The organism is Pseudomonas sp. PVC-5-1, from assembly GCF_057444345.1.
Window position 1 is genome coordinate 1,522,260 of sequence record NZ_CM172024.1, and the last position, 26,001, is coordinate 1,548,260.

Annotated in this window: 26 protein-coding genes and 1 tRNA gene; 11 read left to right on the forward strand and 16 right to left on the reverse strand. The window is 63.7% G+C overall.

Annotation, left to right across the window (positions count from 1 at the left end; translation table 11 throughout):
* Positions 1-415 precede the first annotated feature (415 nt).
* On the forward strand, positions 416-1,147 hold the full coding sequence (locus AC2T3R_RS06965; protein ID WP_015269362.1) for an amidotransferase: 732 nt from the start codon (positions 416-418) through the stop codon (positions 1,145-1,147).
* Between the two features lie 132 nt (positions 1,148-1,279).
* Here AC2T3R_RS06965 and AC2T3R_RS06970 read toward each other — a convergent pair whose 3' ends face one another.
* From AC2T3R_RS06970 to AC2T3R_RS06980, 3 genes are all read right to left on the reverse strand, one after another.
* A complete protein-coding gene (locus AC2T3R_RS06970) occupies positions 1,280-2,251 on the reverse strand; it encodes a magnesium and cobalt transport protein CorA (RefSeq protein WP_015269363.1) in 972 nt (323 codons plus the stop codon).
* Positions 2,252-2,315: 64 nt separating this feature from the next.
* Positions 2,316-3,035: a lysophospholipid acyltransferase family protein gene (locus tag AC2T3R_RS06975; RefSeq protein WP_003260398.1), complete on the reverse strand. Its 720-nt coding sequence runs from the start codon at positions 3,033-3,035 to the stop codon at positions 2,316-2,318.
* Positions 3,036-3,214: 179 nt separating this feature from the next.
* Positions 3,215-3,904 carry a crotonase/enoyl-CoA hydratase family protein gene (locus AC2T3R_RS06980; protein ID WP_410951957.1) on the reverse strand — a complete coding sequence of 230 codons (690 nt, stop codon included), beginning with the start codon at positions 3,902-3,904 and terminating at the stop codon, positions 3,215-3,217.
* A 198-nt stretch (positions 3,905-4,102) separates the two neighbouring features.
* Here AC2T3R_RS06980 and AC2T3R_RS06985 point away from each other — a divergent pair.
* Positions 4,103-4,192 (forward strand) — tRNA-Ser (locus AC2T3R_RS06985).
* 184 nt (positions 4,193-4,376) lie between these two features.
* On the opposite strand, the gene AC2T3R_RS06990 is transcribed toward AC2T3R_RS06985, so the two are convergent.
* From AC2T3R_RS06990 to AC2T3R_RS07005, 4 genes are all read right to left on the reverse strand, one after another.
* A complete protein-coding gene (locus tag AC2T3R_RS06990; RefSeq protein ID WP_486744828.1) occupies positions 4,377-6,509 on the reverse strand; it encodes a TonB-dependent siderophore receptor in 2,133 nt (710 codons plus the stop codon).
* 203 nt (positions 6,510-6,712) lie between these two features.
* Positions 6,713-7,093 (reverse strand): hypothetical protein, encoded by a 381-nt coding sequence (locus AC2T3R_RS06995; protein ID WP_410951955.1) that lies wholly within the window; start codon positions 7,091-7,093, stop codon positions 6,713-6,715.
* Positions 7,094-7,213: 120 nt separating this feature from the next.
* Positions 7,214-8,401 carry an MFS transporter gene (locus AC2T3R_RS07000; RefSeq protein WP_486744829.1) on the reverse strand — a complete coding sequence of 396 codons (1,188 nt, stop codon included), beginning with the start codon at positions 8,399-8,401 and terminating at the stop codon, positions 7,214-7,216.
* Positions 8,402-8,583: 182 nt separating this feature from the next.
* A complete protein-coding gene (locus tag AC2T3R_RS07005) occupies positions 8,584-9,333 on the reverse strand; it encodes a 3-oxoacyl-ACP reductase family protein (RefSeq protein WP_410953658.1) in 750 nt (249 codons plus the stop codon).
* A 118-nt stretch (positions 9,334-9,451) separates the two neighbouring features.
* On the opposite strand from AC2T3R_RS07005, the gene AC2T3R_RS07010 reads away from it, so the two are divergent.
* Complete coding sequence (locus tag AC2T3R_RS07010; RefSeq protein ID WP_486744830.1) at positions 9,452-10,390, forward strand: LysR family transcriptional regulator; 939 nt, start codon at positions 9,452-9,454, stop codon at positions 10,388-10,390.
* Positions 10,391-10,504: 114 nt separating this feature from the next.
* Here AC2T3R_RS07010 and AC2T3R_RS07015 read toward each other — a convergent pair whose 3' ends face one another.
* A complete protein-coding gene (locus tag AC2T3R_RS07015) occupies positions 10,505-10,975 on the reverse strand; it encodes a GreA/GreB family elongation factor (protein ID WP_410953657.1) in 471 nt (156 codons plus the stop codon).
* Between the two features lie 2 nt (positions 10,976-10,977).
* On the reverse strand, positions 10,978-11,376 hold the full coding sequence (locus tag AC2T3R_RS07020; protein WP_410953656.1) for a hypothetical protein: 399 nt from the start codon (positions 11,374-11,376) through the stop codon (positions 10,978-10,980).
* A 130-nt stretch (positions 11,377-11,506) separates the two neighbouring features.
* Between AC2T3R_RS07020 and earP the strand changes: the two genes are divergently transcribed.
* Both earP and efp read left to right on the forward strand, forming a co-directional pair.
* Positions 11,507-12,634, forward strand: coding sequence for an elongation factor P maturation arginine rhamnosyltransferase EarP (earP, locus tag AC2T3R_RS07025; protein WP_486744831.1), 1,128 nt, complete (start codon positions 11,507-11,509; stop codon positions 12,632-12,634).
* 48 nt (positions 12,635-12,682) lie between these two features.
* Complete coding sequence (efp, locus tag AC2T3R_RS07030; protein ID WP_013971530.1) at positions 12,683-13,252, forward strand: elongation factor P; 570 nt, start codon at positions 12,683-12,685, stop codon at positions 13,250-13,252.
* A gap of 102 nt (positions 13,253-13,354) precedes the next feature.
* Here the strand turns inward: efp and AC2T3R_RS07035 are convergent, their stop codons facing one another.
* From AC2T3R_RS07035 to AC2T3R_RS07045, 3 genes are all read right to left on the reverse strand, one after another.
* On the reverse strand, positions 13,355-13,783 hold the full coding sequence (locus AC2T3R_RS07035; RefSeq protein ID WP_013971531.1) for an organic hydroperoxide resistance protein: 429 nt from the start codon (positions 13,781-13,783) through the stop codon (positions 13,355-13,357).
* Between the two features lie 141 nt (positions 13,784-13,924).
* Complete coding sequence (locus AC2T3R_RS07040; RefSeq protein WP_003260416.1) at positions 13,925-14,380, reverse strand: MarR family winged helix-turn-helix transcriptional regulator; 456 nt, start codon at positions 14,378-14,380, stop codon at positions 13,925-13,927.
* A gap of 58 nt (positions 14,381-14,438) precedes the next feature.
* Positions 14,439-15,392, reverse strand: a complete 954-nt coding sequence (locus tag AC2T3R_RS07045; protein ID WP_486744832.1) for a LysR family transcriptional regulator — start codon at positions 15,390-15,392, stop codon at positions 14,439-14,441.
* A 115-nt stretch (positions 15,393-15,507) separates the two neighbouring features.
* Here AC2T3R_RS07045 and AC2T3R_RS07050 point away from each other — a divergent pair, with 115 nt between their 5' ends.
* Positions 15,508-16,257 (forward strand): sulfite exporter TauE/SafE family protein, encoded by a 750-nt coding sequence (locus AC2T3R_RS07050; protein ID WP_285690187.1) that lies wholly within the window; start codon positions 15,508-15,510, stop codon positions 16,255-16,257.
* Positions 16,258-16,368: 111 nt separating this feature from the next.
* Here the strand turns inward: AC2T3R_RS07050 and AC2T3R_RS07055 are convergent, their stop codons facing one another.
* A complete protein-coding gene (locus AC2T3R_RS07055) occupies positions 16,369-17,220 on the reverse strand; it encodes a LysR substrate-binding domain-containing protein (protein WP_015269374.1) in 852 nt (283 codons plus the stop codon).
* 96 nt (positions 17,221-17,316) lie between these two features.
* On the opposite strand from AC2T3R_RS07055, the gene AC2T3R_RS07060 reads away from it, so the two are divergent.
* The gene (locus tag AC2T3R_RS07060) at positions 17,317-17,535 is read left to right on the forward strand and encodes a DUF1127 domain-containing protein (RefSeq protein ID WP_013971536.1); all 219 of its coding nucleotides are present in this window, start codon (positions 17,317-17,319) and stop codon (positions 17,533-17,535) included.
* A 124-nt stretch (positions 17,536-17,659) separates the two neighbouring features.
* Positions 17,660-18,880, forward strand: a complete 1,221-nt coding sequence (locus AC2T3R_RS07065; protein WP_410953654.1) for a winged helix-turn-helix domain-containing protein — start codon at positions 17,660-17,662, stop codon at positions 18,878-18,880.
* Here the strand turns inward: AC2T3R_RS07065 and AC2T3R_RS07070 are convergent.
* A complete protein-coding gene (locus AC2T3R_RS07070) occupies positions 18,861-20,207 on the reverse strand; it encodes a class II 3-deoxy-7-phosphoheptulonate synthase (protein WP_003247094.1) in 1,347 nt (448 codons plus the stop codon). The two genes, AC2T3R_RS07065 and AC2T3R_RS07070, sit on opposite strands and share 20 nt — an antisense overlap.
* Before the next feature lie 116 nt (positions 20,208-20,323).
* On the opposite strand from AC2T3R_RS07070, the gene AC2T3R_RS07075 reads away from it, so the two are divergent.
* On the forward strand, positions 20,324-21,079 hold the full coding sequence (locus AC2T3R_RS07075) for a spermidine synthase (protein ID WP_015269377.1): 756 nt from the start codon (positions 20,324-20,326) through the stop codon (positions 21,077-21,079).
* A gap of 440 nt (positions 21,080-21,519) precedes the next feature.
* The gene (locus tag AC2T3R_RS07080; RefSeq protein WP_025338184.1) at positions 21,520-23,199 is read left to right on the forward strand and encodes a DEAD/DEAH box helicase; all 1,680 of its coding nucleotides are present in this window, start codon (positions 21,520-21,522) and stop codon (positions 23,197-23,199) included.
* A 151-nt stretch (positions 23,200-23,350) separates the two neighbouring features.
* Here AC2T3R_RS07080 and AC2T3R_RS07085 read toward each other — a convergent pair whose 3' ends face one another.
* Positions 23,351-24,118: a DODA-type extradiol aromatic ring-opening family dioxygenase gene (locus AC2T3R_RS07085; RefSeq protein ID WP_410953653.1), complete on the reverse strand. Its 768-nt coding sequence runs from the start codon at positions 24,116-24,118 to the stop codon at positions 23,351-23,353.
* Positions 24,119-24,219: 101 nt separating this feature from the next.
* Here AC2T3R_RS07085 and AC2T3R_RS07090 point away from each other — a divergent pair, with 101 nt between their 5' ends.
* Positions 24,220-24,870 carry a thiopurine S-methyltransferase gene (locus AC2T3R_RS07090; RefSeq protein WP_410953652.1) on the forward strand — a complete coding sequence of 217 codons (651 nt, stop codon included), beginning with the start codon at positions 24,220-24,222 and terminating at the stop codon, positions 24,868-24,870.
* 171 nt (positions 24,871-25,041) lie between these two features.
* Here the strand turns inward: AC2T3R_RS07090 and htpX are convergent, their stop codons facing one another.
* Positions 25,042-25,929, reverse strand: a complete 888-nt coding sequence (gene htpX / locus AC2T3R_RS07095; RefSeq protein WP_023661073.1) for a protease HtpX — start codon at positions 25,927-25,929, stop codon at positions 25,042-25,044.
* Positions 25,930-26,001: the final 72 nt, after the last annotated feature.

Below are 26,001 nucleotides of genomic sequence, written 5' to 3' on the forward strand. Positions count from 1 at the left end.
TGGCGAAGAGAATGAGCCCAGCTTGGCGAATTTTCGATTGTCTGAACATGGCGGACCGCCTTCTTGTTGTTATTCCTGAATACCCGTTGGCTTCCCTGTCGCGCTTCGGGTCGATCGCAGTGGCGTTGCGTGACGCCTGAACTGCCTGCCTCTTGAAAGTGGATATACAACCAACAGTAGGGTGTGCGTCATCCATGTTTGAGAACCCTTTGTTCTAATGTTGTCGGTCATTAATTTCTTCGGGCTATGAGGCCAAGTGCCAGCCGGCTGGCATGCTCTCGCTAGACGGTGGCGCAAGTGCCAGCAGGGCACCGATGAAATGTGACCGTTCGTCAGTGCGGCCTACTTGCTTGTACGTGCCTTTCGCGTCAGTCTCTACAGCAGATTCCCACCCATGTCGTTCAGGACTATCCCTATGTCGTTACGCATCTGCATCCTTGAAACCGATGTCCTGCGACCGGAGTTGACCGCGCAGTACCAGGGCTACGGCAGGATGTTCGAGCAGCTCTTCTCGCGTCAGCCGATCGCCGCCGAATTTCGTGTGTACAACGTGATGAACGGCGATTACCCCGCCGACAACGAAGTGTTCGATGCCTATCTGGTGACGGGCAGCAAGGCCGACTCGTTTGGTACCGACCCGTGGATCCAGACCCTCAAGGCCTACCTGCTGAAGCTGTACGAGCGTGGCGAGAAGTTGCTGGGTGTATGTTTCGGCCACCAGTTGCTGGCGTTGACCCTGGGTGGCAAGGCCGAGCGTGCCGAGCAGGGCTGGGGCGTGGGTATCCACCGCTATTCGCTGGCGGCCCATGCGCCGTGGATGGACCCGGAGGTGTCGGAGCTGACCTTGCTGATCAGCCACCAGGACCAGGTGACCGAGCTGCCGGAAGGCGCCACGGTGATCGCCTCCAGCGATTTCTGCCCGAACGCTGCGTACCACATTCGTGACCAGGTGCTGTGCTTCCAGGGGCACCCCGAGTTCGTCCACGACTACTCTCGCGCGCTGCTCGATGCGCGCCAGGAGTATCTGGGTGATGAGGTGTACCACAAGGCCGTGGCCAGCCTGGCCACCGAGCACCAGGGCGACCTGGTGGGGGAGTGGATGTTGCGGTTTATCCAGCAGCCGGTGAGCAAAGATACCGCAGCGTGATGGCTGGGGGCTGCTGTGCAGCCCAATCGCCGGCAAGCCAGCTCCCACAGGGTCATCACAGGCCTGAGACTTGTGCGGCCCTTGTGGGAGCTGGCTTGCCGGCGAAAGGGCCGCACAGCGGCCCCGACAATCTCAGAGCCAGCCAGACTTCTTGAAGCTGGCATACAACGCGGTACAGCCCAACCCGATTACCCCCAGTACCCCGAAGTACCCATAGTGCCACCCCAACTCCGGCATGTTCTGGAAGTTCATCCCGTAAACCCCGGCAATTGCCGTGGGGAACGCCAGGATCGCCGCCCAGGCTGCAAACTTGCGCTGCACGATGCTCTGCCGTGACGACTCCAGCAGCATGCCGATCTCGATGGTCTGGCTGGCGATGTCACGGATACCGGCCAGGTCTTCCATCTGCCGCGTCACGTGGATTTGCACGTCACGGAAGTACGGGCGCATGTTCTTGTCGATGAACGGGAAGCTCAAGCGCTGCAGTTCCTCGCTCACTTCCACCATCGGTGCCACGTAGCGGCGCAGGCGCAGGATGTCGCGGCGCAGGCTGTGCAAGCGGCGGATATCGTCTTCTTGCAGCGAACCGCCAAGCACGCTCTGCTCCAGCTCTTCGATCTCGCCATGAATGGCCTCGCTGACCGGCTGGTAGTTCTCGGTGACGAAGTCGAGCAGGGCGTACAGCACGAAGTCTTCGCCGTGCTCCAGCAGCAACGGCCGCGCCTCGCAGCGTTGGCGCACCAGGGCATAGGATTTGGAGTGGCCGTTGCGGCAGGTGATGATGTAGCCGTTGCCGGCGAAGATGTGGGTTTCGATGAACTCCAGCTTGCCTTCGTGGCGCACCGGCGAATAGGTGACGATGAACAGGGCGTCGCCGAAAGTTTCCAGCTTGGGCCGGCTGTGCTTTTCCAGGGCGTCTTCGATGGCCAGTTCGTGCAAATTGAACTGGCATTGCAGGTTGGCCAGCTCCTCAGCGTTGGGCTCTTCCAGGCCAATCCACACAAAATGCCCTGGCTTGCGTGCCCATTCGCTGCCTTCGTCGATGCTGATGTTGGTGACCTTTCTGCCGGCGCTGTATACCGCCGATGCCACGACTCGACCCATGGTTGTTCGCTTATTCCGGTTGGACACGGGTTACAGCTTGGGCTGTAGTGGGCTCAAGAGCAACCTAGCTCTTGGCCAGTTCCCCTTCCATGCGGTCAATGCATTGCTGCATCTGCCCGCGGCACTGTTCGATCAGCGCCGGCAGGTCCTGCAGGGTCATGCCCGCCGTGGCGATCGGTGGCAGCGAGCGCACGATCACCGTGCGCTGGCGCCAGCTGTTCAGGCTGAGGCGCCCGGCATAGCGGCTGACGCATACCGGCACGATCGGCACTCCGGCCTCGATGGCCATGTGAAACGCGCCCTTCTTGAAGGCCAGCAGGTGCTCGCCGGGATTGCGCGTGCCTTCGGGGAAAATCCAGATCGAGGTGTCGTCCTGCAGTACCCGGGTGGTCTTCTGCATGGCCTTGCGTGCCTGGTAGGCATTCTTGCGGTCGACCAGCACGTTGCCACCCAGCCAGAACAGCTGGCCGAACAGCGGGATCCAGCCCAGGCTTTTCTTGCCGATGGCGACGGTGCGCTGCGGCACCACCTGGCCCAGCACGAACAGGTCGAAGTTGGACTGGTGGTTGGCGACGATCACGCAGCCTGGCGGCTGGTCCCACAGCGGGCCGACTTCGGCCTTGACCCTGATGCGCATCAGCCAGGTGGCCGGCAGGCTGTAGAGGCGGGCGAACACGCGGCTGTTGTCGGGGTTGAAGGGGCGGCACAGGCCAATGACCAGGCCCAGGGCCCCAACCACAAGGAAATGCAGCGCCAGCAGGAACATGCGCAATGAATAAAGCATGGTACGACTCACACCAGACAGTCGCCGGGCAGTGTACGGATGTGCACTGGTCGGGGCAAACCCTGGTGCAAGCCTGTTGCAGCCTCTTCGCGGGCTTGCCCGCACACAGGTACTGCGTTGCCCTCGGCTCTGGCGCTGTCCCTGTGGGAGCGGGCAAGCCCGCGAAGAGGCCGGCCCGGCTAGCCCATATGCTGCTGGTCCAGCTCGATCGCCCTGTCCAACGCTTCCAGCAGCCCTTTGCGCACCTTCAGCTTGGTGTTCTTGTGCGCCAGCATGTTCAGCTTCTTCAGCTCCCGCGCTTTCTCCAGTGCTGCATCCTGCAACTGCTCGGCCGGCACCACCTTGTCGAGGAAGCCGGCATCCACCGCGCCCTGCGGGTCAAACACCTCGGCATTGATCACCGAGCGGTGGAAGGCCGAGCGGCGCAGGCGGTCGCGGGCCAGTTCGATACCGGCATGGTGCATGGTCATGCCGATCTGCACTTCGTTCAGGCACACCTTGTACGGCCCTTCGACGCCAATGCGATAGTCCCCCGACAGCAGCAGGAAGGCGCCCTTGGCCACGGCGTTGCCCGGGCAGGCGACCACTACCGGGAACGGGTGCGACAGCAGGCGGCGGGCGAGGGTGGAGCCGGCGGTGACCAGGCTGATCGCCTCCTTGGGGCCGCTGGTCATCACCTTGAGGTCGTAGCCGCCAGACAGGATGCCGGGCTGCCCGGTGATGATCACAACCGCGCGCTCTTCGGTGGCGCGGTCGAGCGCGGCGTTGAAGGCGGCAATGACGTCTGGCGAGATGGCGTTGACCTTGCCGTTGTTCAGGGTCAGGGTGACGATGCCGTCTTCGGCGTGGTAGGTAATCAGCTCGCTCATGGCAGAGTCCTTTTGTTGGCGTGGCGACGACGTTACCCAGCGCCAGGGGCGAGGTAAAGCAGTAAGGCTGACTGGTCGGTCAGCGTTCGCCGGGGCTCAAGTGCAAATGCATGAAAAAATTGAAAAAAATGCTTGCCAAAGGGAAAGTCTTTCACTAAATTAGCGCACCTCGACAGGCTGCAAGGCTTGAAGAGAAACGGTGAAGTGTCCGAGTGGTCGAAGGAGCACGCCTGGAAAGTGTGTATACGAGAAATCGTATCAAGGGTTCAAATCCCTTCTTCACCGCCACATTCTGCGAAGAGCCCCCGAGCTGAAAAGCCGGGGGCTTTTTGTTTTCACGCCATTTGGGGCCGCTTTGCGGCCCAATCGCCGGCAAGCCAGCTCCCACAGGGGTTGCGCATGGCTTAAGGTCAATGCGGTCGAGGTGGGAGCTGGCTTGCCGGCGAAAGGGGTGCAAAGCACCCCCAAAATTCTAGAAGGTGACCGAAGCCGAAAGCCGAGCCGTCCGCGGCGCCCCCTGGAACAGGTAGTTATCCCCCAGGTAATCCCCCACATCACGCCAATAACGCTTGTCGAACACGTTATCCACAGTCAGCCGCAGCACCGTGTCATACCCCCCGATGCGCGTACGGTAGCGGCTACCCACATCGAACACCGTATACCCACCAACTTCCACATTCCCCGCCTGGCTCGCATATTTGCTGGCGCTGTAGCGCGCCCCGCCCAGCAGTGCCAACCCCGGTACCGGCAGGGTGTATTCCGCCTGCAACGCCGCCCGGAACCTGGGCACGTTGATCGCCTGGTGGCCCTCATAGGCATCGGTATCGCTGTTCTGCACCCGCGCCCGAATCGCCGCAGCGCTGGCCTGTACCTGCAGGTTCGAGGTCACCCAGCCGCTGGCGCCCAGTTCCAGGCCGGTGTTCTTCTGCTGGCCTTGTTGCACATAGGTAAAAGTGCCGGCTCCGTCCGGGCGCGCGTATTGGTATGCCTGGCGTATCTGGAACAGTGCGGCGCTGAAGCTCAGGCCTTGCCAGTCGTGCTTTAGGCCCAGTTCCAGCTGGTGCGAGGTCGTTGGCGCGAGGATTTCGAAGCTGTTCTCGGCGAACCAGGGTGCAGTACCGCCTGCCGACAGGCCTTTGGAATAGCTGGCATATACCGTGGTATCCGGCTGCGGCTTGTAGATGAGCGCGGCGTTGGGCAGCAGTTCGTACTGCCGGGTATGGCGGCCGGCAACGCCGTCCTCATTCCAGGTTTTCTCGTCCAGGCGTACTTCCCGGGCACCCAGTACGGTCTGCCATTGCTCGTTGAAGCTGATGCGATCGCTCACGAACAACCCGTACTGGCGGCTGTCCAGGCGACGTTCGCTAGACCTGATGGGCTTGTCGGATGGATCGAAGGCCGGTGCACCGGTGTGGATATTGCCTGTACCTACCCATTCCATATAGCTGGGGCGCTGATCCAGCGTGCGCCGCTGCGCACTCGTGCCCACGGTCAACTCATGCCCCACGCCCAGCGCATCGAAACGCCCGTTGAGCATGGCCTGCGCCTCATCGGTACGGCGGGTGTCGTCCGGGCTGCGGAAGTCGTAGATGTCGTAGTCGCCGTTGCTGCCGAAGAACGCGCCTTCGCTCGAGCCCCAGGCAAACGAGCTGTAGTCATCGATCACCACCTTGCTGCGCGAGGCGCTCAAAGTCCCGGTCCAGGCTTCGTTGAAACGGTACTCGAAGCGCCCGCCCAGGTTCAGCGAATCGTTCTGCACCGGCTTGGCCCAGTGCTGGTAGGCCAGGCGGTCGTCCGGGTCGATGCCATGGGGTACTTCGCTGCCACCGAGCAACTGGTAACCCGGCACCGAGCGTTGTTCACGGTGCTGGTATTCGGCATCCAGCTGCAGGGTGGCATCCGGGTTGATCTGCCAGTCGAAGGCCAGCGAGGCGAAGTCGCGCTTGCCGTCGGCGTGGTCGACGTAGGAGCGGATGTCTTCATGAGCCAGGTTGGCCCGCAGGCCGAACTGCCGCTCGCTGCCGAACCAGCCACCCAGGTCGGTGGCCAGGTAGCGCTCGCCTTGTTCGTTGGTCGACACCGTGACGCTGCGCACGTCTTCGGCGCGCTTGGTCACGTAGTTGATCAGGCCGCCCGGCTCCGATACGCCGCTCTGCAGCCCGGACAGGCCCTTGAGCAACTCCACCTGCTGCTTGTTTTCCAGGGCCACGTTCTGCTCACCGGCGATGGTCTGGCCATTGATTCGGTAGCTGCTGGCGGCATTCAGCTCGAAGCCGCGCACGTTGAAGTTTTCGTAGTAGCCGATGGGGGCGTAGCTTTCGCCCACCGAGGCGTCGCTTTGCAGCACTTCGCTGAGCTGGCGTACCTGGCGGTCTTCCAGCAGTTGCTGGCTGAACACGCTGATCGAGGCCGGGGTGTCGAGCAGGGGCGCGGGCTGGAAGCCGCCTACTGCTGCCTGGCGTGCCTGATAGCCGTCGTTGGTGTAGGTATCGGAGACCTGCAGCGGAGCCAGTAGCACGCTGTCTTCGGCAAGCACATGGGGGCAATGCAGGGCCAGGCCCAGGCTGAGCAGGCTCAGGGGCAGGCGGGGGTGACGCGGGGGCATGCGGTGGGGCTCCTGGATGCGCGACACCTGCGCCGGCCTCTTCGCGGGTGAACCCGCTCCCACAGGGACTGCACCACACTCAAGCGCAGCGCTGTTCCTGTGGGAGCGGGCGAGCCCGCGAAGAGGCCAGTACAGGCCATGAAAAAAGGCGGCATCTTACAGCCGCCTTCAACATAAAACGATCCGGACCCTGCGATATCCCGTCAGCCTTTGCTGGCCGGCCGCCTGTGCCGCTTCCAGTTGTCGTCGATCTTCGACCAGGTCTTGCCATCGGTAATGGCCATGAGCTTGCGCCCGTCCTTGAAAGTGGCCAGGAAGGTGGCTTCCTCTTCCTTGCCACCCAGCCACAGCCCGGCCAGCAACCCCACCGGCCCGGCCACCAGGGCCCCGGCCACGCCCCAGCCCAGGGCACTGCCCAGGCTGCGGCTGGATTCCAGGCTGGCCAGCCGCAGGTCGCTGATGCGTGCCAGGGAAATCCGCTCGCCCGGGGAAGGGCTGCGCGGGGTCTTGAGTGTGAGCGATCCATTGCGATACTCGCCTTCACCTTGCAAGAAATCGCCGGATTGCACCGTGAGTCTTGTCATAACGTCGTCCTGTCAGGGAAAGGGCATTGACCAGCGCCTACTGAGCGCTGCCCGGGCAGGCAAGTCAACGGCCATGCGACGGAGGGTCGTGCGGTGCATTGTCGCTCAGGTCAATGGGCTTCAGGCGATCTGCAAAGCGTTCTTGCGCTTGCGCTCGGCCAAACCCCACGCCAGCAACGCCAGCCCGCCAATCACCAACCCGGCCAGCACAATCCCCATCCAGCCCTGGCGTTGGAACAGCTGCGTGCCCAGCAGCGATCCCAAGGCCCCGCCAATGAAGTAGCAGGTGATATACCCGGCATTCAGCCGCGTGCGCGCCTCGGGTCGCAGGGCAATTACCGCATTCTGGTTGCTCACGTGCACCAGTTGCACTGCCAGGTCGAGCATCAGCACGCCCAGCAGCAAGGCCAGCAACGACTGCTCGGCGAAGCCCAGCGGCACCCACGACAGCAGCAATACCACCAGGCCCACGGTGGTGCCCAGCGAACCCTTGCCACGGTCGGCCAGGCGCCCCGCCCAATTGGCCGACAGTGCACCCGCTGCACCGGCCAGGCCGAACAGGCCTATCACCGCGTCCGAATAGTGATACGGGCCTTTCGCCAGCAGGAACGCCAGTGGCGTCCAGAACAGGGCGAACAGGCTGAATGCCAGCAGGCCGAGCAGAGAACGCAGGCGCAGCACCGGTTCTTCGAGGAACAGGCGGAACACCGAGCCGATCAGCGCTGGGTATTTCAGCCCGGCATGGCTGTGGTGTTGTGGCAGGCTGCGGTACAGCGCCACGGCGGTGATGGCCATCAGCACCGCGGCCAGCACGTAGATGCTGCGCCAGCCACCCAGTTCGGCCATGAACCCGGCGGCGGTGCGCGCCAGCAGGATGCCCAGCAGCAATCCGCTCATCAAGGTGCCGACCGCCCGCCCGCGCTGGTGTGGCTCGCTGAGGGTCGCGGCCATGGGCACGAGGATCTGCGCCACCACCGAGAACAGCCCGGTCAGCGCCGTGCCAAGGATCAGCCAGGGAAGGTTCGGTGCGCAGGCGCTGATGACCAGGCCAAGGGTGGAAATGGCAGTCATCACGGTGATCAGCCGGCGCTGCTCGAACAGGTCGCCCAGCGGCGCCAGCAGCAACAGGCCGGCGCCGTAGCTCAGTTGCGCGGCAATGACGATGCTGCCGGCACTGGCGGTGCTCAGGCCGAACTGCTGGGCGATGCTGTGCAGTAGCGGTTGCGCATAGTAGTTGCTGGCCACGGCCAGGCCGGTGGCGGTGGCCATCAGCAGAATCAGGGCACGGCTGAGAGTGGGGGCGTTCATGCAGTTCTCGTGGCGGGCAGGATCAAAGGGGGATTATCGGAAAGTGTCGGGCCTTACATCAATGCATTGTGCGGCAGAGCCTGTGCCGGCCTCTTCGCGGGCATGCCCGCTCCCACAGGCATCGCGCAGTACCTGTGGGAGCGGGCGCGCCCGCGAAGAGGCCGGCACAGGCAACCCTTCAATCAGGCAGCAAACCCGCCATCGACCGTCAGGCTGGCCCCAGTGACATACCCCGCCTCAGGCCCCGCCAGGTAAGCCACGAAGCTGGCAATCTCATCCGCTTCGCCATAGCGCCCGATCGCCATCAGTGGGATCAGGCTGTCAGCGAACTCGCCGCTGGCCGGGTTCATGTCGGTGTCCACCGGCCCTGGCTGCACGTTGTTCACGGTAATGCCTTTCGGCCCCAGGTCACGGGCCATGCCGCGGGTCAGGCCGACCAGCGCCGATTTGCTCATGGCATAGGGGGCGCCGCCGGCAAACGGCATGCGCTCGGCATTGGTGCTGCCAATGTTGATGATGCGCCCACCGTGGCCCATGTAGCGCGCAGCGGCCTGGCTGGCGACGAATACGCTGCGCACGTTCACCGCCAGCATGTGGTCGAAGTCGGCCAGGTCGAATTCGGTCACCGGTGCTACCGCCAGCACACCGGCGTTGTTGACCAGGATATCCAGCCGGCCGAAGGCCTTCACAGTGTCATCCACGGCCAGTTGCACGGCCGCCGCGTCGGCGCTGTCGGCCCGCAGGGCCAGGGCCTTGCCGCCGTTTTCGGTAATTTCCTCAGCCAGCGCCTGCGCCGGGCCGGCGGAGCTGACATAGGTGAAGGCCACCTGTGCGCCTTCGCGGGCCAGGCGTCGCACGATGGCTGCACCAATGCCGCGGGAACCGCCCTGTACCAGGGCTACTTTGCCTTCGAGGGTATGTTGCTTGGACATGCTGATCTCCTGCTGGAAGCCAGGCCGGAATGCCTTGGATGGGCGCAGTATCGGCGCTTGATTACCTGCTGATAAGATGGCAATCACTATCAGCAGAGTAAACCTTTGGTTGCCAATCATGGCCATGGAATCATTCAACGCGTTGGAATGCTTCATCCGCAGTGCCGAAGTCGGCAGCTTTGCCGAAGCCGCCCGGCGCCTCAGCATTACCCCGGCTGCCGTGGGCAAGCATGTTGCCCAGCTGGAAGCGCGCCTGGGGGTGCGGTTGTTCCAGCGTAGTACCCGCAAGCTGACCCTGACCGAGGCCAGGCAGCGATTTCTGGGGGAGGTCAGTGACAGCTTCCGCACCATCCAGTACGCCGTGGCCAACCTGGCCAGCAGCGAAGGCCAGCCGGCCGGTTTGTTGCGGGTGAGCATGGGTACGGTGTTCGGGCGCTTGTATGTGTTGCCATTGCTGGCCGAGTTCCTGCGTCGCTACCCGGCCATTACCCCGGACTGGCATTTCGACAACCGCCAGGTCGACCTGATCGGCCAGGGCTTCGATGCGGCGATTGGCGGAGGCTTCGATCTGCCGCCAGGGGTGGTGGCGCGCAAGCTGACCCCGGCGCACCGGGTGCTGGTGGCGGCGCCGGCTTACCTGGGCCGGCACGCGCCGATTGACGACCCGCAGGTATTGCAACGGCATGACGGTATCCTGATCCGCTCGCCGCAGACCGGGCGGGTGCGTTCATGGCCGTTGACCAGCCGTTGGCAGGTGCAGCAGCCATTGCAGTTGCGCCAGACGATGACCATGAGCGATTCGGATGCGGCTTGCGCGGTGGCCGAGCAGGGCTTGGGGATTGCCTTGGTGAGCCTGCCGTTTGCAGTGCCGTACCTGGAAGGCGGGCGGCTGCAGCGGGTGCTGCCGGACTGGTATGTGGACGATGGGCATATCAGCCTGTATTTCGCCGAGCACAAGCTGTTGCCGGGCAAGACCCGGGCGTTTATCGATTTTGTGGTGGAACAGTTCGAAGAGCAGGGGTTGGCGCGGCGGTTCGATGCCTTGCAAATCCTTTAGATGTGTATTGCCTGTAGCGGCCCTATCGCCGGCAAGCCAGCTCCCACAGGTACCCCGCAGTATTTGGGCTTGTGGTAATCCTGTGGGAGCTGGCTTGCCGGCGATAGGGCCGGTTCAGACAACATCAACAATGAACAATGCCTGTGCCCCCAGGTTTACCTCATCATCAACCTTCTTGCCGACCAGTTGTTGCCCCAGCGGCGAGCGCGGGGTAATCACCGTCACCAGCCCATCCCCCTCGCCAATCTTCAACCCCGCCGCCTCGGGCCCGAGGAACAGTCGGCGCTGCCCGCCATCTTCATCCTCCAGCGTCACCAGGTTGCTCACCTGCACCCCGCGTGCCGGATCGTAATCGCGCAGCAGCAGTTGCTGGTAGGTCAGCAGCGCCTTGCGGATCTCGGCGCTGCGGCGGGCCTGGCCGGTGGCCAGGTACGAGGCCTCCAGGCCCAGGGTGTCGTACTTGTTCTCGGCGATGTTCTCTTCGGCGGTGGCGGCTTCGTACGCGGTTTGCGCCGCGCGGGTCAGCACATCCTGGTCATGCTCGAGGGTGGCGACGATCTGTGCCAGCAGGCTGGGCTTGTCCATGGTCAGTAACAGAACTCCAGCACGTTGGCCTGGCTTTTGTCGGTGGGCGCGGTGCGGTTCTGCTGCAGCCAGAACTGGCACTTGGGGCTGTTGAGGTTGCGCGGGTTGCCCTGGGCGGCCTCGGCGGCCTGTTGCAGCTCCTGCTTGTGCAGGATGTCCTTGTAGCGTTCGAACATTTCCGCCTGGGCATCCGCCGCAGGGGCTGGCGCTGGCGGCGCGGCAGGCCGGTACGCGGCGGGGGCCACGGCTTGGGCCAGTGGCTGTACCTGCTGTGGCCACAGTTGCAGGGCCAGCCACAGGCTGGCGGCGATCGCCACGGCGCCCAGCCACAGGCCAAGGGCAACGCACACGATCAACGGCAGCGGCTTGAGGGTGATCTTCAGTTCACGGTGGCGCGGCATGGCAGCCTCCTGGCAGGGTGTTCGGGGTGCATTGTCGCATGCGCCTGGGCATTTTTCCGCGCAGGTGCTTTTGTCGGCGACAATTTATGCGCAGAATGCGCGGTTTTTCCGCTGGGCGAGGGCAGGGCACATGAAAGCCACCTGGGACATCTTCTGCAGCGTCGTCGACAACTACGGCGATATAGGCGTGACCTGGCGCCTGGCCCGGCAGCTGGTGGCCGAGCACGGCCTGGCAGTGCGGCTGTGGGTGGATGACCTCAATGCGTTCACGCCCATGTGCCCCGGGGCCGATGCCACCGCCCCGGAGCAGTGGCAACACGGTGTGGAAGTGCGCCAGTGGCCGGTGACCTGGTTGCCGGTGGCGCCGGCTGATGTGGTAATCGGTGCCTTCGCCTGCCAGTTGCCAGCAGCTTATGTAGAGGCAATGCGTGCTCGCGCCGCGCCGCCGCTGTGGTTGAACCTCGAATACCTCAGTGCCGAGGACTGGGTGGAGGGCTGCCATGGCTTGCCTTCGCCGCAGCCCAATGGCTTGCGCAAGGTATTTTTCTTTCCCGGCTTTACCGAAAAGACCGGTGGCTTGCTGCGCGAGGGCTCGCTGCTGGCGCGGCGTGATGCGTTCCAGCAAGGCGCACGTCAGGCCTTCTTGCAGGGGCTTGGCGTAAACCCTGAAGCGGGGGCGTTGCTGATTTCCCTGTTCGCCTACGAAAACCCGCAACTGGGCAACTGGCTTGATGCCTTGGCCTCAGGCGAGCAACCTTGCCACCTGCTGGTGCCGCAAGGGCGCGTTGTCGCGGGGCTCGGCCAGTGGCTTGGCGAGGCGACACTGCAAGTGGGCAGCGTGCGCAAGCGAGGGGCGCTGACCGTGCAGGTGCTACCTTTCGTCAGCCAGGACGACTACGACCGGTTGCTGTGGAGCTGTGATTTCAATGCCGTGCGCGGCGAAGACTCGTTCGTGCGCGCGCAGTGGGCCGGGCAGCCGATGCTGTGGCACATCTACGTGCAGGACGAGAGTGCCCATTGGGAAAAGCTCGAAGCGTTTCTCGCGCATTATCGACACGGGTTGTCAGACGATGCCGATGCCGCCCTGCTTGGCTTGTGGCGTGCCTGGAACATGGACCGCGACATGGGCCAGGCCTGGCAGGCGGCCCGCCAGCACTGGCCGGAACTGCAGCAGCATGCCCGGCTTTGGGCAGCGCGACAGGCCGCTCAGCCGGACCTTGCCACAGCGCTAGTACACTTTTACCGAAATTCGCTATGATACGCGGCCTCGATTTTTATAAATCCATCCAGATTCGGATACTTCGTAATGAAAACTGGTAAAGAACTGAAACCCGGTACCGTCCTGCGGATCGACAACGACCCGTGGCTGGTTCAAAAAGCTGAGTTCACCAAGTCGGGCCGTAACAGCGCGATCATGAAGACCAAGCTGAAGAACCTGCTGACCGGCTACAAGACCGAAACCGTCTACGGTGCAGACGACAAGCTGGACGACGTGATCCTGGATCGCAAAGAAGCGACCCTGTCGTTCATCAACGGTGACGAATACACCTTCATGGACACCACCGACTACACCATGTACGAACTGAACGCCGAGGACATCGAAGCCGTTCTGCCGTACATCGAAGAAGGCATGGAAGACGTCTGCGAAGCCGTGTTCTTCGAAGGCCGCCTGGTATCGGTTGAACTGCCGACCACCATCAGCCGCCAGGTTGTCTACACCGAGAACGCTGCACGTGGCGACACCTCGGGCAAGGTCATGAAGCCTGCCAAGCTGAAGAACGGTACCGAGATCTCGGTTGCCGACTTCATCCAGATCGACGAGTGGATCGATATCGACACTCGCGACAACAGCTTCAAAGGCCGTTCCAAGAAGTAATCCTTCTTGTGAAACGCAAAAAACCCGGCCTAGGCCGGGTTTTTTCTTGCCTGCAAACTTCCAGGCCGCGGCACGCTTCCCTTGTAGGAGCGGCTGCAAGCCTTATACGGTCACGTGCAGGCGCACATCCACATTGCCGCGGGTGGCGTTGGAGTACGGGCACACCTTGTGCGCCTTTTCCACCAGCCCTTCGGCATCGGCCTGGGCCAGGCCCGGCAGGTTGATGTGCAGGTCGATGTCCAGGCCGAAACCACCTGGAATCTGGCCAATGCCCACTTTCGCGGTGATCGAGGCGTCCGCCGGCAGGGCTTTTTTCTCCTGCCCGGCCACGAACTTCAGGGCACCGATGAAGCACGCCGAGTAACCGGCGGCGAACATCTGCTCGGGGTTGGTGCCGTCACCGCCTGCGCCGCCCAGTTCCTTGGGGGTGCTCAGGCTGACTACCAGCTTGCCGTCACTGGAGCGGGATTTGCCGTCGCGCCCACCGGTGGAGGTAGCTTCTGCGATGTACAGCGGAGTGACCTTTTGCATCTTGAGCCTCGCTAATGTGCTGTGCGCTCCCCGTCTGGAGGAGGGCGCGGGTTGGTGTGGGATTTAAATTAGCGCGCAATTAGTTAGTGCGCAAGATAAATCATCACCGTTCATCTGAACGGCCATCGCACAGCATAGCTGTCAGAGGGTTTTCTGCAGGTTCTCGCGCAGCGCCAGCAGGTCGGCCTGCAGTTGTTGCAGCTGTTCCAGGCTGCGCCCGCTGGCCTTGAGGATGCACTGCGGCACTTCTTTGGCCTGCTGCTGCAAGGCGCGGCCCTTGTCGGTCAGCTGCACCAGTACCACCCGTTCGTCCTCGCGGCTGCGGTTGCGCTGCAGCAGGCCTTCGCTCTCCAGACGCTTGAGCAGCGGTGTCAGCGAACCGGGGTCGGTGAGCAGGTGCTGGCTGATCTCGCCTACGGTCAGGCCATCGTGCTCCCAGAGCACGAGCATGGCCAGGTACTGCGGGTAGGTCAGGCCCAGGGCCTGCAGCAGCGGTTTGTAGACCTTGGTCATCAGCAACGAGGTGGAGTGCAGGGCGAAACAGACCTGGTTGTCCAGCAGCAGCTCGTCACAGGAGGCTTGGGTGTCGGCGTTCATGCAGGTCCTTGAAGGTAATCAATGGGAAAGTCTGGCACGCGGATCGTTAGTGCGCGCTTTATTCGCGCAGTTCACTGTGCAAGGCCAGGTCCCAGGGTGGAATCGGGCTGAAGCGGCTCTTGAGAAATTCGAGCAGCAAACGGCTGCGAGAGTTCGTTTCATGTTCCAGGCGAAGTGCGTAAATACCGCTGGTTTCCGCTTTGGGCAAGCCGCCGTCGCAAAACAACGGTATCAACTCGCCGCGCAGCAGGTATTCGCTGATCAGCCAAGTAGGCAGGTGGGCTATGCCTAAGCCTGCGAGCGCACCGAACAGCAGGGTTTCGGCGTTGTTGGCGGCCATGCGCATGCGTGAGGGGCGGTACAGGCGGGTTTGCCCGGCCACGTTGAAACGCCAGGCGAATGGTGGCGCAAGGCCGTCCCAGTCCAGGCCGTCGTGCCCTGGCAGCTCGCTGGGGCAGCTGGGCATGCCGCGGCTGGCCAGGTAGGCCGGGCTGGCGCAGGCGATGCGCACCATGTAGGCCAATGGCGTGGCGACCAGCCGGGTGTCGGCCAGGGGGCCGGCGCGCAGCACCAGGTCGACCTCGCCCAGGTGGCTGCCATGCAGGTCGACGAAGCTGTCGATCAGGCGCAGTTGCACATCCAGGCCCGGGTAGGCGACCAGGAAATCGGCGATGGCCGGGGCCAGGTGACGGCGGCCGAATGCGGCGGGGGCGTCGATGCGGATCAGGCCTTCGGGGGCATTGCTCAGCGACACCGCTTCAGCGCGGGCCAGGCGCAGTTCCTCGATGATGCGCCTGGCCCGTTCGGCAAAGGCGTTGCCGGCAGGCGTGGCACGCACGGCGTGGGTGCTGCGGGTGAACAGGCGGCTGCCCACGGCGCTTTCCAGGTTGTCGATGCGGCGGGCCACGGCGGAAGGCGTCAGCGGGTGGCGGCGGGCGGCGGCAGAAAAACTGCCGGTTTCCAGCACATCGAGGAACAGGCTTAGCTGGTCGGTCAGGGTATCGGGGCTCATGGCTGCCTTGCTTTTGCGAAATACGCATAGCCATTGTGCGCTGCTGTGCGTTTCCCCACCAGCCCGCAATCGATAGCATGCTCGCATTATGTGTACAGGCGGATGAGGCCCCCTGATGATCGAGTGGTTGTTGTATATCGTGTTGGGCGCAGCCCTGGGGACCATGGGTGGCCTGTTCGGCATTGGCGGCGGGCTGATCGCGATTCCGGCGCTGGGCGTGCTGTTCGGCCTGGACCAGCAGTTGGCGCAGGGCACTGCGCTGGTGATGGTAGTGCCCAATGTGCTGCTGGCGCTGTGGCGTTATCACCAGCGTAACCGCATCGAGTTGCGCCATGCGGTACCGCTGTCGCTGTGCAGCTTCGGGTTCGCCTGGCTGGGGTCGATCTGGGCGGTCGGGCTGGATGCGCATTCCATGCGCCTGGGCTTCGTCGGCTTCCTGGTGGCCCTGGCGGTGTGGAACGTTGCGCGGATGTTCATGAAGGTAACGCCGCCCAGCGCCGAGTTGCGCTATGCCTGGCCTTGGCTGGGTGTACTGGGCAGCTTTGCCGGGACCATGGGCGGCTTGTTCGGGGTGGGTGGGGCTGTGGTAGCCACGCCGATTCTGACCAGTGTGTTCGGTACCACCCAGGTGGTGGCGCAGGGGCTGTCGCTGGCGCTGGCGGCGCCGAGTACCTTGGTAACCCTGGTGACCTATGGGGTGCACCACAGTGTTGACTGGGGGGTGGGGGTTCCATTGGCGGTGGGCGGCCTGCTGAGTATCAGTTGGGGTGTGAAATTGGCCCATGCGTTGCCGGAGAAGGTGTTGCGGGCGATGTTCTGTGTGTTTTTGGTGGGGTGTGCGGTGATGCTCGGGTTCGAGCTTTGAGATTTTGGTGCCGCTTTGCGGCCCATCGCGACACAAGGCCGCTCCTACAGGGGATCGCGTGCCCTTGTAGGAGCGGCCTTGTGTCGCGATGGGCTGCGCAGCAGCCCCAAGTTACTTGAACCCTTCGACAATGTAGTCGGCCATGCAATCGGTAATCGGCGAAGGGTTCTGAGTACTGCGCACCAGCATCACATTGGCCACCGGTAACTGCGGCAACCCTTCGTTTTCGCCCAGAATGCGGATATTCCCGCCAATCAGGCTCTGCAACTGTGCGGTCACCGCCAACCCAGCGGTGACGATGGCAAAGATCGCTGCCAGGCTCGGGCTGGTATAGGCGATGCGGTAGTCGATGCCCTGGGCCTCCAGGGCATTGCAGGTCCAGGCCCGGCAGAAGCAGTCGGTGTTGAACAAGGCTACCGGCATGGGGCGTTGCTCCTGCGGGCAGAAGCCTTCCGCGGCGGCCCAGACCAGGCGTTCCTGGCGCAGCAGCTGGCCAATCTCGTTGCCCGGCTCACGCGTGACGATGGTCAGGTCCAGGTCCTGGCGCAGCATCAGTTGTTTGGAGGAGTCGCAATGCACCTCCACCTGCACCAGCGGGTAAGCCTGGGCAAAGCTCGACAGGATGGTCGGCAAAAAGCGCATGGCATAGTCGTCCGGCGTGCCGATGCGTACTACCCCGACCATGTGCGGCATGCGCAGGGTGTTGAACACTTCCCCATGCAACTTGAGGATGCGCCGCGCATAGCCGAGCAGCACCTGGCCCTCGGCGGTCAAGCGCACCTGGCGGCCATCGCGCTCGAACAGCTGGCGCTGGAGGATGTCCTCTTCCAGGCGTTTCATCTGCATGCTCACCGCCGACTGGGTGCGGTTGACCACCTCGCCGGCGCGGGTGAAGCCGCCCTGCTCGGCGATGGCCACGAACGTGCGCAGTACGTCCGCGTCGAGGCTCTGGTACTGGGACATTGCATCAATCTCCGAGATGCATGGCATCAGAAACATTCGTTGGATTGATCTTATGCCTGGCAGGAGACTGGAGCCATCAACACGGAGGGCTTCACGATGAAAGGTCATGTCAGCAGCATCCAGCAACCTGCCTTTTCCCTGAACCACCTGTGGCATGCCGCCCTGCAGCGCCCTGCGCGATGGCTGCAGCTGTACCGCCAGCGCCAGGAACTGGCCAGCCTGAGTGATGCGACCCTGCACGACCTGGGGTTGAGCCGGGCGGATATCCAGCAGGAGGCCGAGCGGCATTTCTGGGATGATCCGTTGCGGAAATAGGCTAAGTTTGTCGGTGGGATTACCGGCCTATTCGCGGGCAAGCCCGCTCCTACAGGTGCTGCACAATTGCGGGAGCGGGCTTGCCCGCGAAAGGGCCGGGTCAAACACTACAAGGAGTTCAGGCTTGTCCCTCAAGCTGTCCATCAACCAGGCCCGCCGCCTGGCCCTTTCTGCCCAAGGTTTCGGCAAACAGCCGGAAACGGCGCCGACCCTGCCGGCACTCAAACGCATGCTGCAACGCCTGGGCGTGTTGCAGATCGATTCGGTCAACGCCCTGGTCCGCTCCCACTACCTGCCGCTGTTCTCCCGCCTGGGCAGCTACTCGCCTGCCGCCCTCGACCAGCTCGCCTGGGGCCGTGGCCGCCAACGTCTGTTGTTCGAGTACTGGGGGCACGAAGCCTCGCTGCTGCCGCTGAGCCTGTACCCACTGCTGCGCTGGCGCATGGCCCAGGCCGCCGATGGTCGTGGCATCTATCGCCAGCTCGCGCAGTTTGGCCGTGAACGCCAGGACGTTATCGCTCGGGTACTGGCAGCGGTCCGCGAACAGGGCGCCCTTGGCGCGGGCAGCCTGTCCACCCGCGAAGAGCGGGCTGGCCCTTGGTGGGACTGGAGCGAGGAAAAGCACGCGCTGGAATGGCTGTTCGCCGCAGGGGAGGTGACGGTCGCTGGGCGGCGCGGCTTCGAGCGGCTCTACGATGTACCGGAAAAGGTCCTGCCGAGGTCGATCCTCGACCAGCCACTGCCCAGCGAGACCGAGGCGCATCAGGGCTTGATGCTACACGCCGCCACCGCCCTGGGCGTAGCCACCGAGCGCGACCTGCGCGACTACTTCCGCCTGGACCCGGGGCAGGGCAAAGCGGCACTGGCCGAACTGGTGGCTGATGGCCGCCTGCAAGCGGTCGAGGTGCAGGGTTGGAAGCAGCTTGCCTACTGCGCCGGCGCGCCGCGCATCCCCCGGCGCATCGAGGCCAGCGCGCTGTTGTCGCCGTTCGATTCACTGGTCTGGGAACGCAGCCGTACCGAGCGCTTGTTCGACTTCCGCTACCGCCTGGAAATCTACACCCCGGCGCACAAGCGGGTGTACGGTTACTACGTGCTGCCGTTCCTGTACCGCGAACGCATCGGCGCGCGCGTGGACCTGCGCGCCGAGCGCGCCCAGGGGCAACTGGCAGTGCACGCCGTGCATGTCGAGGCAGCGGGCCTGGACAAAGAGGGTTACCAGGCCTTGGCTGGCAACCTGCTGCGCCTGGCCAGCTGGCTGGGGCTGGAGAAGGTGCATCTTAACTGCCCGCGTACCGAGGGCAGTCAGTTGCGCCAGGCGTTGCTCAGCGCCGCACCTGCTTGAGGGTTTCGGCAATCAGGAACGCCAACTCCAGCGACTGGTCGGCATTCATCCGCGGGTCGCAGTGGGTGTGGTACCGGTCGGACAGCGCATCCTCGGTGATCGGCCGGGCGCCGCCGATGCATTCGGTGACGTTCTGCCCGGTCATCTCGATGTGGATGCCGCCGGCGTGGCTGCCCTCGGCCTGGTGCACCTGGAAGAACTGCTTCACCTCATCCAGGATCTGTGCAAAATCGCGGGTCTTGTAGCCGCTGCTGGCCTTGATGGTGTTGCCATGCATCGGGTCGGAGCTCCACAGCACCTTGCGCCCTTCGCGTTCGACCGTGCGAATCAGCCCCGGGAGGTGGTCGCCGACCTTGCCGGCACCCATGCGCACGATCAGGTTCAGGCGCCCGGGGTCGTTGGCCGGGTTCAGCGTGTCGATCAGGCGGATCAGTTCTTCGGGGTTCATGCTGGGGCCAACCTTGACCCCGATCGGGTTGTGCACGCCGCGCAGGAACTCCACATGGGCACCGTCCAGCTGGCGGGTGCGGTCGCCGATCCACAGCATGTGCGCCGAGCAGTCGTAGTAGTCGCCGGTCAGGCTGTCCTGGCGCACGAAGGCTTCTTCATAGTTCAGCAGCAGTGCTTCGTGGGCGGTGAAGAAGCTGGTTTCGCGCAGCTGCGGCGCGCTGTCCAGGCCGCAGGCGCGCATGAATGCCAGGGTTTCGTCGATGCGGTTGGCCAGCTGGTGGTACTTGTCGGCCAGCGCCGAGTTGGCGATGAAGTCCAGGTTCCACTTGTGCACCTGGTGCAGGTCGGCGAACCCGCCTTGGGCGAAGGCGCGCAGCAGGTTGAGGCTGGCGGTGGCCTGGTGGTAGGCCTGCAGCAGGCGTTCCGGGTCGGGGATGCGGCTTTTCGCGTCGAAGCCGATGCCGTTGACGATGTCGCCACGGTAGGCGGGCAGGGTGATGTCGCCGATGGTTTCATCGCCCGATGAGCGCGGCTTGGCGAATTGCCCGGCCATGCGCCCGACCTTGACCACCGGGCAGCCGGCGGCGAAGGTCATGACAATGGCCATCTGCAGCAGCACCTTGAAGGTGTCGCGGATTTTCGCCGCCGAGAACTCGGCGAAGCTCTCGGCGCAGTCGCCACCCTGCAGCAGGAAGGCGCGGCCTTCGGTGACCTCGGCGAACTGCCGGCGCAGCTCGCGCGCCTCGCCCGCGAACACCAGCGGCGGGTAGCTGGCCAGGGTCTGTTCGACCTTCAGCAGGTGCGCGGCATCGGGGTAGGTCGGTTGCTGCTGGATCGGCAGGGCGCGCCAGCTGTCGGGGCTCCACGGTTGGTTCATCTCGGGCTCGGTCTTGTCGGTTGTAGGCTATGGGCCATGGTAACAGTTGGCGCTGCGCTTGTTGCATCGAGGGTGTTGGCGGACAATGCGCGTTTTTGTGCGGGTAGGTGGTGAGCATGGCGGCGGAACGGGAAGAGCGGCTACTGGCACGGGTGCAGGACGCCTTTGGCGTCATCAGCGTGTATGAAGTCGACGACTACCGCTTTCTGGAATTCGGCGATGCGATCGAGCAGAGCTGCGTGTTCACGGCCGACCCCAGCTGGCTTGAGTACGACTATACCCGCGCCATGCTGGTGGGGGCGCTGTGCCACGAGCAGCCGGAGAGCGCGCTGTTTCTCGGCCTGGGTGCCGGCACGCTGACCCAGGCCTGCATGAAGTTCCTGCCGCTGGACGACATCGAGGCCATCGAACTGCGCCCGGACGTACCGCGCCTGGCCATGGAGTACCTGGGCCTTGACGACGACCCGCGGCTGTATGTACGCATCGGCGATGCGCTGGAGCTGTTGCCCACGGCGGAGAAGGCCGACCTGCTGTTCGTCGACCTGTACACCGACCATGGGCCGGGGGTGGGCCACCTGGCGTGGAACTTCCTGGAGAACTGCCAGCAGCAACTGAACCCGGGTGGTTGGCTGGTGATCAACCAGTGGGCCACCGACGACGGCAAGCCGCTGGGCGCGGCGTTGCTGCGCGGGTTGTACCACCGGCATTACTGGGAGCTGCCGGTGAAGGAGGGCAATGTGATCCTGCTGGTGCCGGCGGACCTGGAGCAGACGCTGGACCTGGATGGGCTGAAAGCCCGGGCCCAGGCGCTGGCGCCGCGCCTGGGGTACAGCCTCGAGGGGCTGATCCGCGAGATTCGGCCGGCTACCTGATGAATCTGTGGCGAGGCTGCTGGCCCTATCGCCGGCAAGCCAGCTCCCACACCGACCGCGTTGGCCTCGAGCCATGCGCTGTCCCTGTGGGAGCTGGCTTGCCGGCGATGAGGCCGGTACAGGCAATAAAGAATTATCGATTCAGCTCCAGGTGATTGATGGCCCGACACTGGCCAGGCACCCTGAAAATATTCCTCACGTCTGCGCACGATTTCGGGTATAGTACGCGCCGGTCTTTTAGCGGACCGCAAAATCAGGTGGTGCAAACCCTCCGAGTCCAGCTTCGGCTGCACGTCCGCTAGGCGGACTTTCCCACGTTTTCTTTTTCAATCGTTTTCGCAAATCCCCGCCGCCAAAGCTGCCTGGGTGACCTGTCGGTCTTTCATGGCTTGTGCAGCTTTGGAGCATGGGTCTTTGCGGATGCACCTAGAGGCAGACCCATGACCCAGGAAACCGGCGGCTTCGCCGCTCTCGATCTCAATCCGAATATTGTTGCTGCCGTTCTGGCGACCGGCTACGAAGAGCCGTCCGCCATTCAGCAACAATCGATCCCGATCATCCTCGCCGGTCACGACATGATCGGCCAGGCGCAGACTGGCACCGGCAAGACCGCTGCCTTCGCCCTGCCGATCCTCAACAAGATCGATGTGAGCAAGCGCGAACCGCAAGCCCTGATCCTGGCGCCAACCCGTGAGTTGGCGCTGCAAGTTGCTACCGCTTTCGAAACCTACGCCAAGCAGATGCCGGGCGTGAACGTGGTCGCCGTCTACGGTGGTGCCCCGATGGGCCCACAGTTGCGTGCGATCCGCAACGGCGCGCAAATCGTCGTGGCCACCCCTGGCCGTCTGTGCGACCACCTGCGTCGTGACGAAAAAGTCCTGTCGACCGTGCAGTACCTGGTACTGGACGAGGCCGACGAGATGCTCAAGCTGGGCTTCATGGACGACCTCGAAGTGATCTTCGATGCCATCCCGGCCAGCCGCCAGACCGTGCTGTTCTCCGCCACCCTGCCGTCGTCGATCCGTTCGATCGCCGAACGCCACCTGCGCGAGCCCAAGCACGTCAAGATCCAGAGCAAGACCCAGACCGTTACCGCGATCGAGCAGGCTCACCTGATGGTCCACGCCGACCAGAAGATCCCGGCTGTGCTGCGTCTGCTGGAAGTGGAAGAGTTCGACGCGCTGATCGCCTTCGTGCGTACCAAGCAAGCCACCCTGGACCTGGCCTCCGCGCTGGAAGCCAAGGGTTACAAGGCTGCCGCGCTGAACGGCGACATCGCCCAGAACCAGCGTGAGCGCGTGATCGACTCGCTCAAGGATGGCCGCCTGGACATCGTTGTCGCTACCGACGTCGCTGCCCGTGGCCTGGACGTACCGCGCATCACTCACGTGTTCAACGTCGACATGCCGTACGACCCGGAGTCCTACGTACACCGTATCGGCCGTACCGGCCGTGCCGGTCGCGATGGCCGTGCACTGCTGCTGGTCACCCCGCGTGAGCGCCGCATGCTGCAGGTGATCGAGCGTGTAACCGGGCAAAAAGTTGCCGAAGCCCGCCTGCCGAATGCCCAGGCCGTGCTGGATGCCCGCATCAAGAAGCTGACCTCGAGCCTGGCGCCACTGGTTGCCGAAGCAGAAGCCACCCACGGCGAGCTGTTCGACCGCCTGACCGCCGACCTGGGTTGCAGCGCGCGTGCCCTGGCTGCTGCCCTGCTGCGCAAGGCCACCAATGGCCAGGCGCTGGACCTGGCTGCGGTAGAGCGTGAGCAGCCGCTGGTGCCGAGCTTCGCCCCGCGTGGTGAGCGTACCGAACGTGGTGAGCGTGGCGAGCGTCCGGAGCGTGGTGACCGCGAGCGCCGTGCGCCGATGCCGCTGGCCGAAGGCCGTGTGCGTTGCCGTACTGCCCTGGGTGCCCGTGACGGCATCGCTGCCAAGAACCTGCTGGGCGCGATCCTCAACGAAGGTGGCCTGGCTCGTGACGCCATCGGCCGCATCCAGGTGCGCGACAGCTTCAGCCTGGTCGAGCTGCCGGAAGATGGCCTGGAGAAGCTGCTGTCCAAGCTCAAGGACACCCGCGTGGCCGGCAAGCAGCTGAAGCTGCGTCGCTACCGCGAGGATTGATCCTGGCGCAATAAAAAATCCCCGGCTTTGGCTGGGGATTTTTTTTGCCTGTGCCGGCCTCTTCGCGGGCTTGCCCGCTCCCCCAGGTGCATCACAGCTCTCAAGGCCTGTGGAGGACCTGTGGGAGCGGGCAAGCCCGCGAAGAGGCCCTTCAGTCGAACCGATAAATGTCCATCCCCAACGCCCCCAGGGTAAACCCTTGGTGCACCATACCGAACTTGCCGCCAGCCCCCAGGGCAAAGAACAGCGGCAGGAAATGCTCATCACTGGGATGGTTACGCACCGCAAACGGCGCCTGTTGCCGATAACCCAGCAACGCTTCCTGGTCATTCGCCCGAAGCTTTTCCACCACCCAATCCCTGAACGCCAGTGCCCATGGCTCGATCACATCCGGCCCGGCATGCCAGTCCAGTTCGCCCAGGTTGTGGGTAATGCTGCCCGAACCGATCAACAGCACGCCCTGATCGCGCAAACCCGCCAGCGTCTGGCCTACCTTGACCTGCAGCGCCGGCCCCATATGGCTGGGCAGTGAAACCTGCACCACCGGAACACCCGCATCCGGGTACATCAGCGACAGCGGCACCCAGGCACCATGGTCGAACGGCCGCTGCGCGTCCAGCCGGGCTGTCAGCCCGGCAGCCTGCAGCAATTCGCTGACCTGGCCGGCAAGGGTGGGGTTACCCGGTGCCGGGTACTGCACCGCATACAGCGCCGGTGGGAAGCCGTAGAAGTCATGCCAGGTCTCTGGTTGTGCGCTGCCGGTAACCAGCAGTTCGCGGCTTTCCCAGTGCGCCGACACCACCACGATCGCTTTCGGCCGGGGCAGGGCGTTGGCAAGCCCTGCCAGCGCAGGCCCGCTGGCGCCGGGTTGCAGGGCAAGCATGGGAGAACCATGGGAAATGAACAGGCTGGGCAGCATGGCGGGGTCCTGACGGTTAAGATGCAATCATCTTCGATCAACTACAGATCGAAATCCAAACCAACTTTTACCGACAAACCATCTAAAAATCAGGAGTGATCATGGAGCCAGCGTTCTGGCAGCAGCGGTGGGCCGACAACCAGATCGGCTTTCACCAGGCACAGGTGAATCCCTATCTGCAGAGGTACTGGCCAACGCTTGGCCTGGCGCCGGGCAGCCGCGTGCTGGTGCCGTTGTGCGGCAAGAGCCTGGATCTGGCCTGGTTGGCCGGGCAGGGGTATCGCGTGTTGGGCGTAGAGTTGTCGCGGCAAGCGGTGGAGGCATTCTTCCGTGAGCATGGGCTTGAAGCCGAGGTGCAACAGCGCGGGGTTTTCGAAGTTTGGCGCAGTGGTAACGTGGAGCTCTGGTGTGGGGATTTCTTTGCGTTGGAGGCAGAGGATATCGGCGACTGCGCGGGGCTGTATGACCGGGCGGCGCTGATTGCCTTGCCGCCGCAGATGCGTGTGGCTTACATGCAGTTGTTGTCGGGCTTGCTGCCGGCGGGTTGCCAGGGGGTGGTGGTGACTCTGGATTATGACCAGGCTTTGCTGGGCGGGCCGCCGTTTTCGGTCGGGGATGAAGAGCTGCGGCAGGGGTTTACCGGGTGGCAGGTGGATGAGCTGGAGGCTGTGGAGGTGATTGAGGAAAGCCCGAAGTTCCTGCAGGCCGGAGCTTCCAGTTTGTTGGAGCGGGTGTACCGGGTTAGCCGATGACAGGTGTGTAGCCTGTTCCGGCCCTTTCGCGGGCTTGCCCGCTCCCACAGCTACCCCACAGTTTTCAAGGCCTGTGGAGGACCTGTGGGAGCGGGCAAGCCCGCGAAGGGGCCGGTGCAGGCAAGCACAAAAAAGGGCGACCGAAGTCGCCCTTTGTTTTTACCGGTTGGATCAACCGCGACGGCGCAGGGCCTCGATACGGTCTTCCAGCGGCGGGTGGCTCATCAGCAGCCCGGCCAGGCCGTGCTTCAGGCCACCATTGATGCCGAAGGCCTTCAGGGTGTCGGGCATGTGCACCGGCAGGCCTTGCTCCACGCGCAGGCGCTGCAGGGCGCCGATCATTGCTGCGGTACCGGCCAGCTGTGCACCGGCTTCGTCGGCGCGGTATTCGCGGCGGCGCGAGAACCACATCACGATCATGCTGGCCAGAATGCCCAGGATCAGCTCGGCAACGATGGTCGCCACGTAGTAGGCAATGCCCTGGCCTTCTTCGTTCTTGAAGATCACCTTGTCGACGAAGTTGCCGATGATGCGCGCGAAGAACATCACGAAGGTGTTCACCACGCCTTGCACCAGCGCCAGGGTGACCATGTCGCCGTTGGCCACGTGGCCGATCTCGTGGGCCAGCACTGCGCGCACTTCATCGGGCGAGAAACGCTCCAGCAGGCCCTGGGACACGGCTACCAGTGCGTCGTTGCGGTTCCAGCCAGTGGCGAAGGCGTTGGCCTCGTACGCCGGGAAGATACCCACCTCGGGCATCTTGATGCCCGCTTCACGGGACAGCTCTTCGACCGTTTGCAGCAGCCACTGCTCGTGGCGGGTGCGCGGCTGGCTGATGATCTGGGTACCGGTGGTCATCTTCGCCATCCACTTGGAGATGAACAGCGAAACGAGGGAGCCGGCAAAGCCGAACACGGCGCAGAACACCAGCAGGCTGCTGAGGTTCAGGTCGACCCCGTTGGCGGCCATGAACCCGTTGAAACCGAACAGGCTCAGGGTAATGCTTGCAACCAGCACCACCGCGAGGTTGGTGGCTACAAACAACAGAATGCGCATCATGGTTGTTACGTTCTCCTGACGGATGAGTTGTCGCTTACTGCGGGGTATATAAGGGGCCGGCCGTGCCGATTC

Excerpts from the sequence above, each read along its gene's own strand:
- AC2T3R_RS06965 (WP_015269362.1), top strand. The coding sequence starts at position 416 with ATGTCGTTACGCATCTGCATCCTTGAAACCGATGTCCTGCGACCGGAG.
- AC2T3R_RS06970 (WP_015269363.1), bottom strand. The coding sequence starts at position 2,251 with ATGGGTCGAGTCGTGGCATCGGCGGTATACAGCGCCGGCAGAAAGGTC.
- AC2T3R_RS06975 (WP_003260398.1), bottom strand. The coding sequence starts at position 3,035 with ATGCTTTATTCATTGCGCATGTTCCTGCTGGCGCTGCATTTCCTTGTG.
- AC2T3R_RS06980 (WP_410951957.1), bottom strand. The coding sequence starts at position 3,904 with ATGAGCGAGCTGATTACCTACCACGCCGAAGACGGCATCGTCACCCTG.
- AC2T3R_RS06990 (WP_486744828.1), bottom strand. The coding sequence starts at position 6,509 with ATGCCCCCGCGTCACCCCCGCCTGCCCCTGAGCCTGCTCAGCCTGGGC.
- AC2T3R_RS06995 (WP_410951955.1), bottom strand. The coding sequence starts at position 7,093 with ATGACAAGACTCACGGTGCAATCCGGCGATTTCTTGCAAGGTGAAGGC.
- AC2T3R_RS07000 (WP_486744829.1), bottom strand. The coding sequence starts at position 8,401 with ATGAACGCCCCCACTCTCAGCCGTGCCCTGATTCTGCTGATGGCCACC.
- AC2T3R_RS07005 (WP_410953658.1), bottom strand. The coding sequence starts at position 9,333 with ATGTCCAAGCAACATACCCTCGAAGGCAAAGTAGCCCTGGTACAGGGC.
- AC2T3R_RS07010 (WP_486744830.1), top strand. The coding sequence starts at position 9,452 with ATGGCCATGGAATCATTCAACGCGTTGGAATGCTTCATCCGCAGTGCC.
- AC2T3R_RS07015 (WP_410953657.1), bottom strand. The coding sequence starts at position 10,975 with ATGGACAAGCCCAGCCTGCTGGCACAGATCGTCGCCACCCTCGAGCAT.
- AC2T3R_RS07020 (WP_410953656.1), bottom strand. The coding sequence starts at position 11,376 with ATGCCGCGCCACCGTGAACTGAAGATCACCCTCAAGCCGCTGCCGTTG.
- earP (WP_486744831.1), top strand. The coding sequence starts at position 11,507 with ATGAAAGCCACCTGGGACATCTTCTGCAGCGTCGTCGACAACTACGGC.
- efp (WP_013971530.1), top strand. The coding sequence starts at position 12,683 with ATGAAAACTGGTAAAGAACTGAAACCCGGTACCGTCCTGCGGATCGAC.
- AC2T3R_RS07035 (WP_013971531.1), bottom strand. The coding sequence starts at position 13,783 with ATGCAAAAGGTCACTCCGCTGTACATCGCAGAAGCTACCTCCACCGGT.
- AC2T3R_RS07040 (WP_003260416.1), bottom strand. The coding sequence starts at position 14,380 with ATGAACGCCGACACCCAAGCCTCCTGTGACGAGCTGCTGCTGGACAAC.
- AC2T3R_RS07045 (WP_486744832.1), bottom strand. The coding sequence starts at position 15,392 with ATGAGCCCCGATACCCTGACCGACCAGCTAAGCCTGTTCCTCGATGTG.
- AC2T3R_RS07050 (WP_285690187.1), top strand. The coding sequence starts at position 15,508 with ATGATCGAGTGGTTGTTGTATATCGTGTTGGGCGCAGCCCTGGGGACC.
- AC2T3R_RS07055 (WP_015269374.1), bottom strand. The coding sequence starts at position 17,220 with ATGTCCCAGTACCAGAGCCTCGACGCGGACGTACTGCGCACGTTCGTG.
- AC2T3R_RS07060 (WP_013971536.1), top strand. The coding sequence starts at position 17,317 with ATGAAAGGTCATGTCAGCAGCATCCAGCAACCTGCCTTTTCCCTGAAC.
- AC2T3R_RS07070 (WP_003247094.1), bottom strand. The coding sequence starts at position 20,207 with ATGAACCAACCGTGGAGCCCCGACAGCTGGCGCGCCCTGCCGATCCAG.
- AC2T3R_RS07075 (WP_015269377.1), top strand. The coding sequence starts at position 20,324 with ATGGCGGCGGAACGGGAAGAGCGGCTACTGGCACGGGTGCAGGACGCC.
- AC2T3R_RS07080 (WP_025338184.1), top strand. The coding sequence starts at position 21,520 with ATGACCCAGGAAACCGGCGGCTTCGCCGCTCTCGATCTCAATCCGAAT.
- AC2T3R_RS07085 (WP_410953653.1), bottom strand. The coding sequence starts at position 24,118 with ATGCTGCCCAGCCTGTTCATTTCCCATGGTTCTCCCATGCTTGCCCTG.
- AC2T3R_RS07090 (WP_410953652.1), top strand. The coding sequence starts at position 24,220 with ATGGAGCCAGCGTTCTGGCAGCAGCGGTGGGCCGACAACCAGATCGGC.
- htpX (WP_023661073.1), bottom strand. The coding sequence starts at position 25,929 with ATGATGCGCATTCTGTTGTTTGTAGCCACCAACCTCGCGGTGGTGCTG.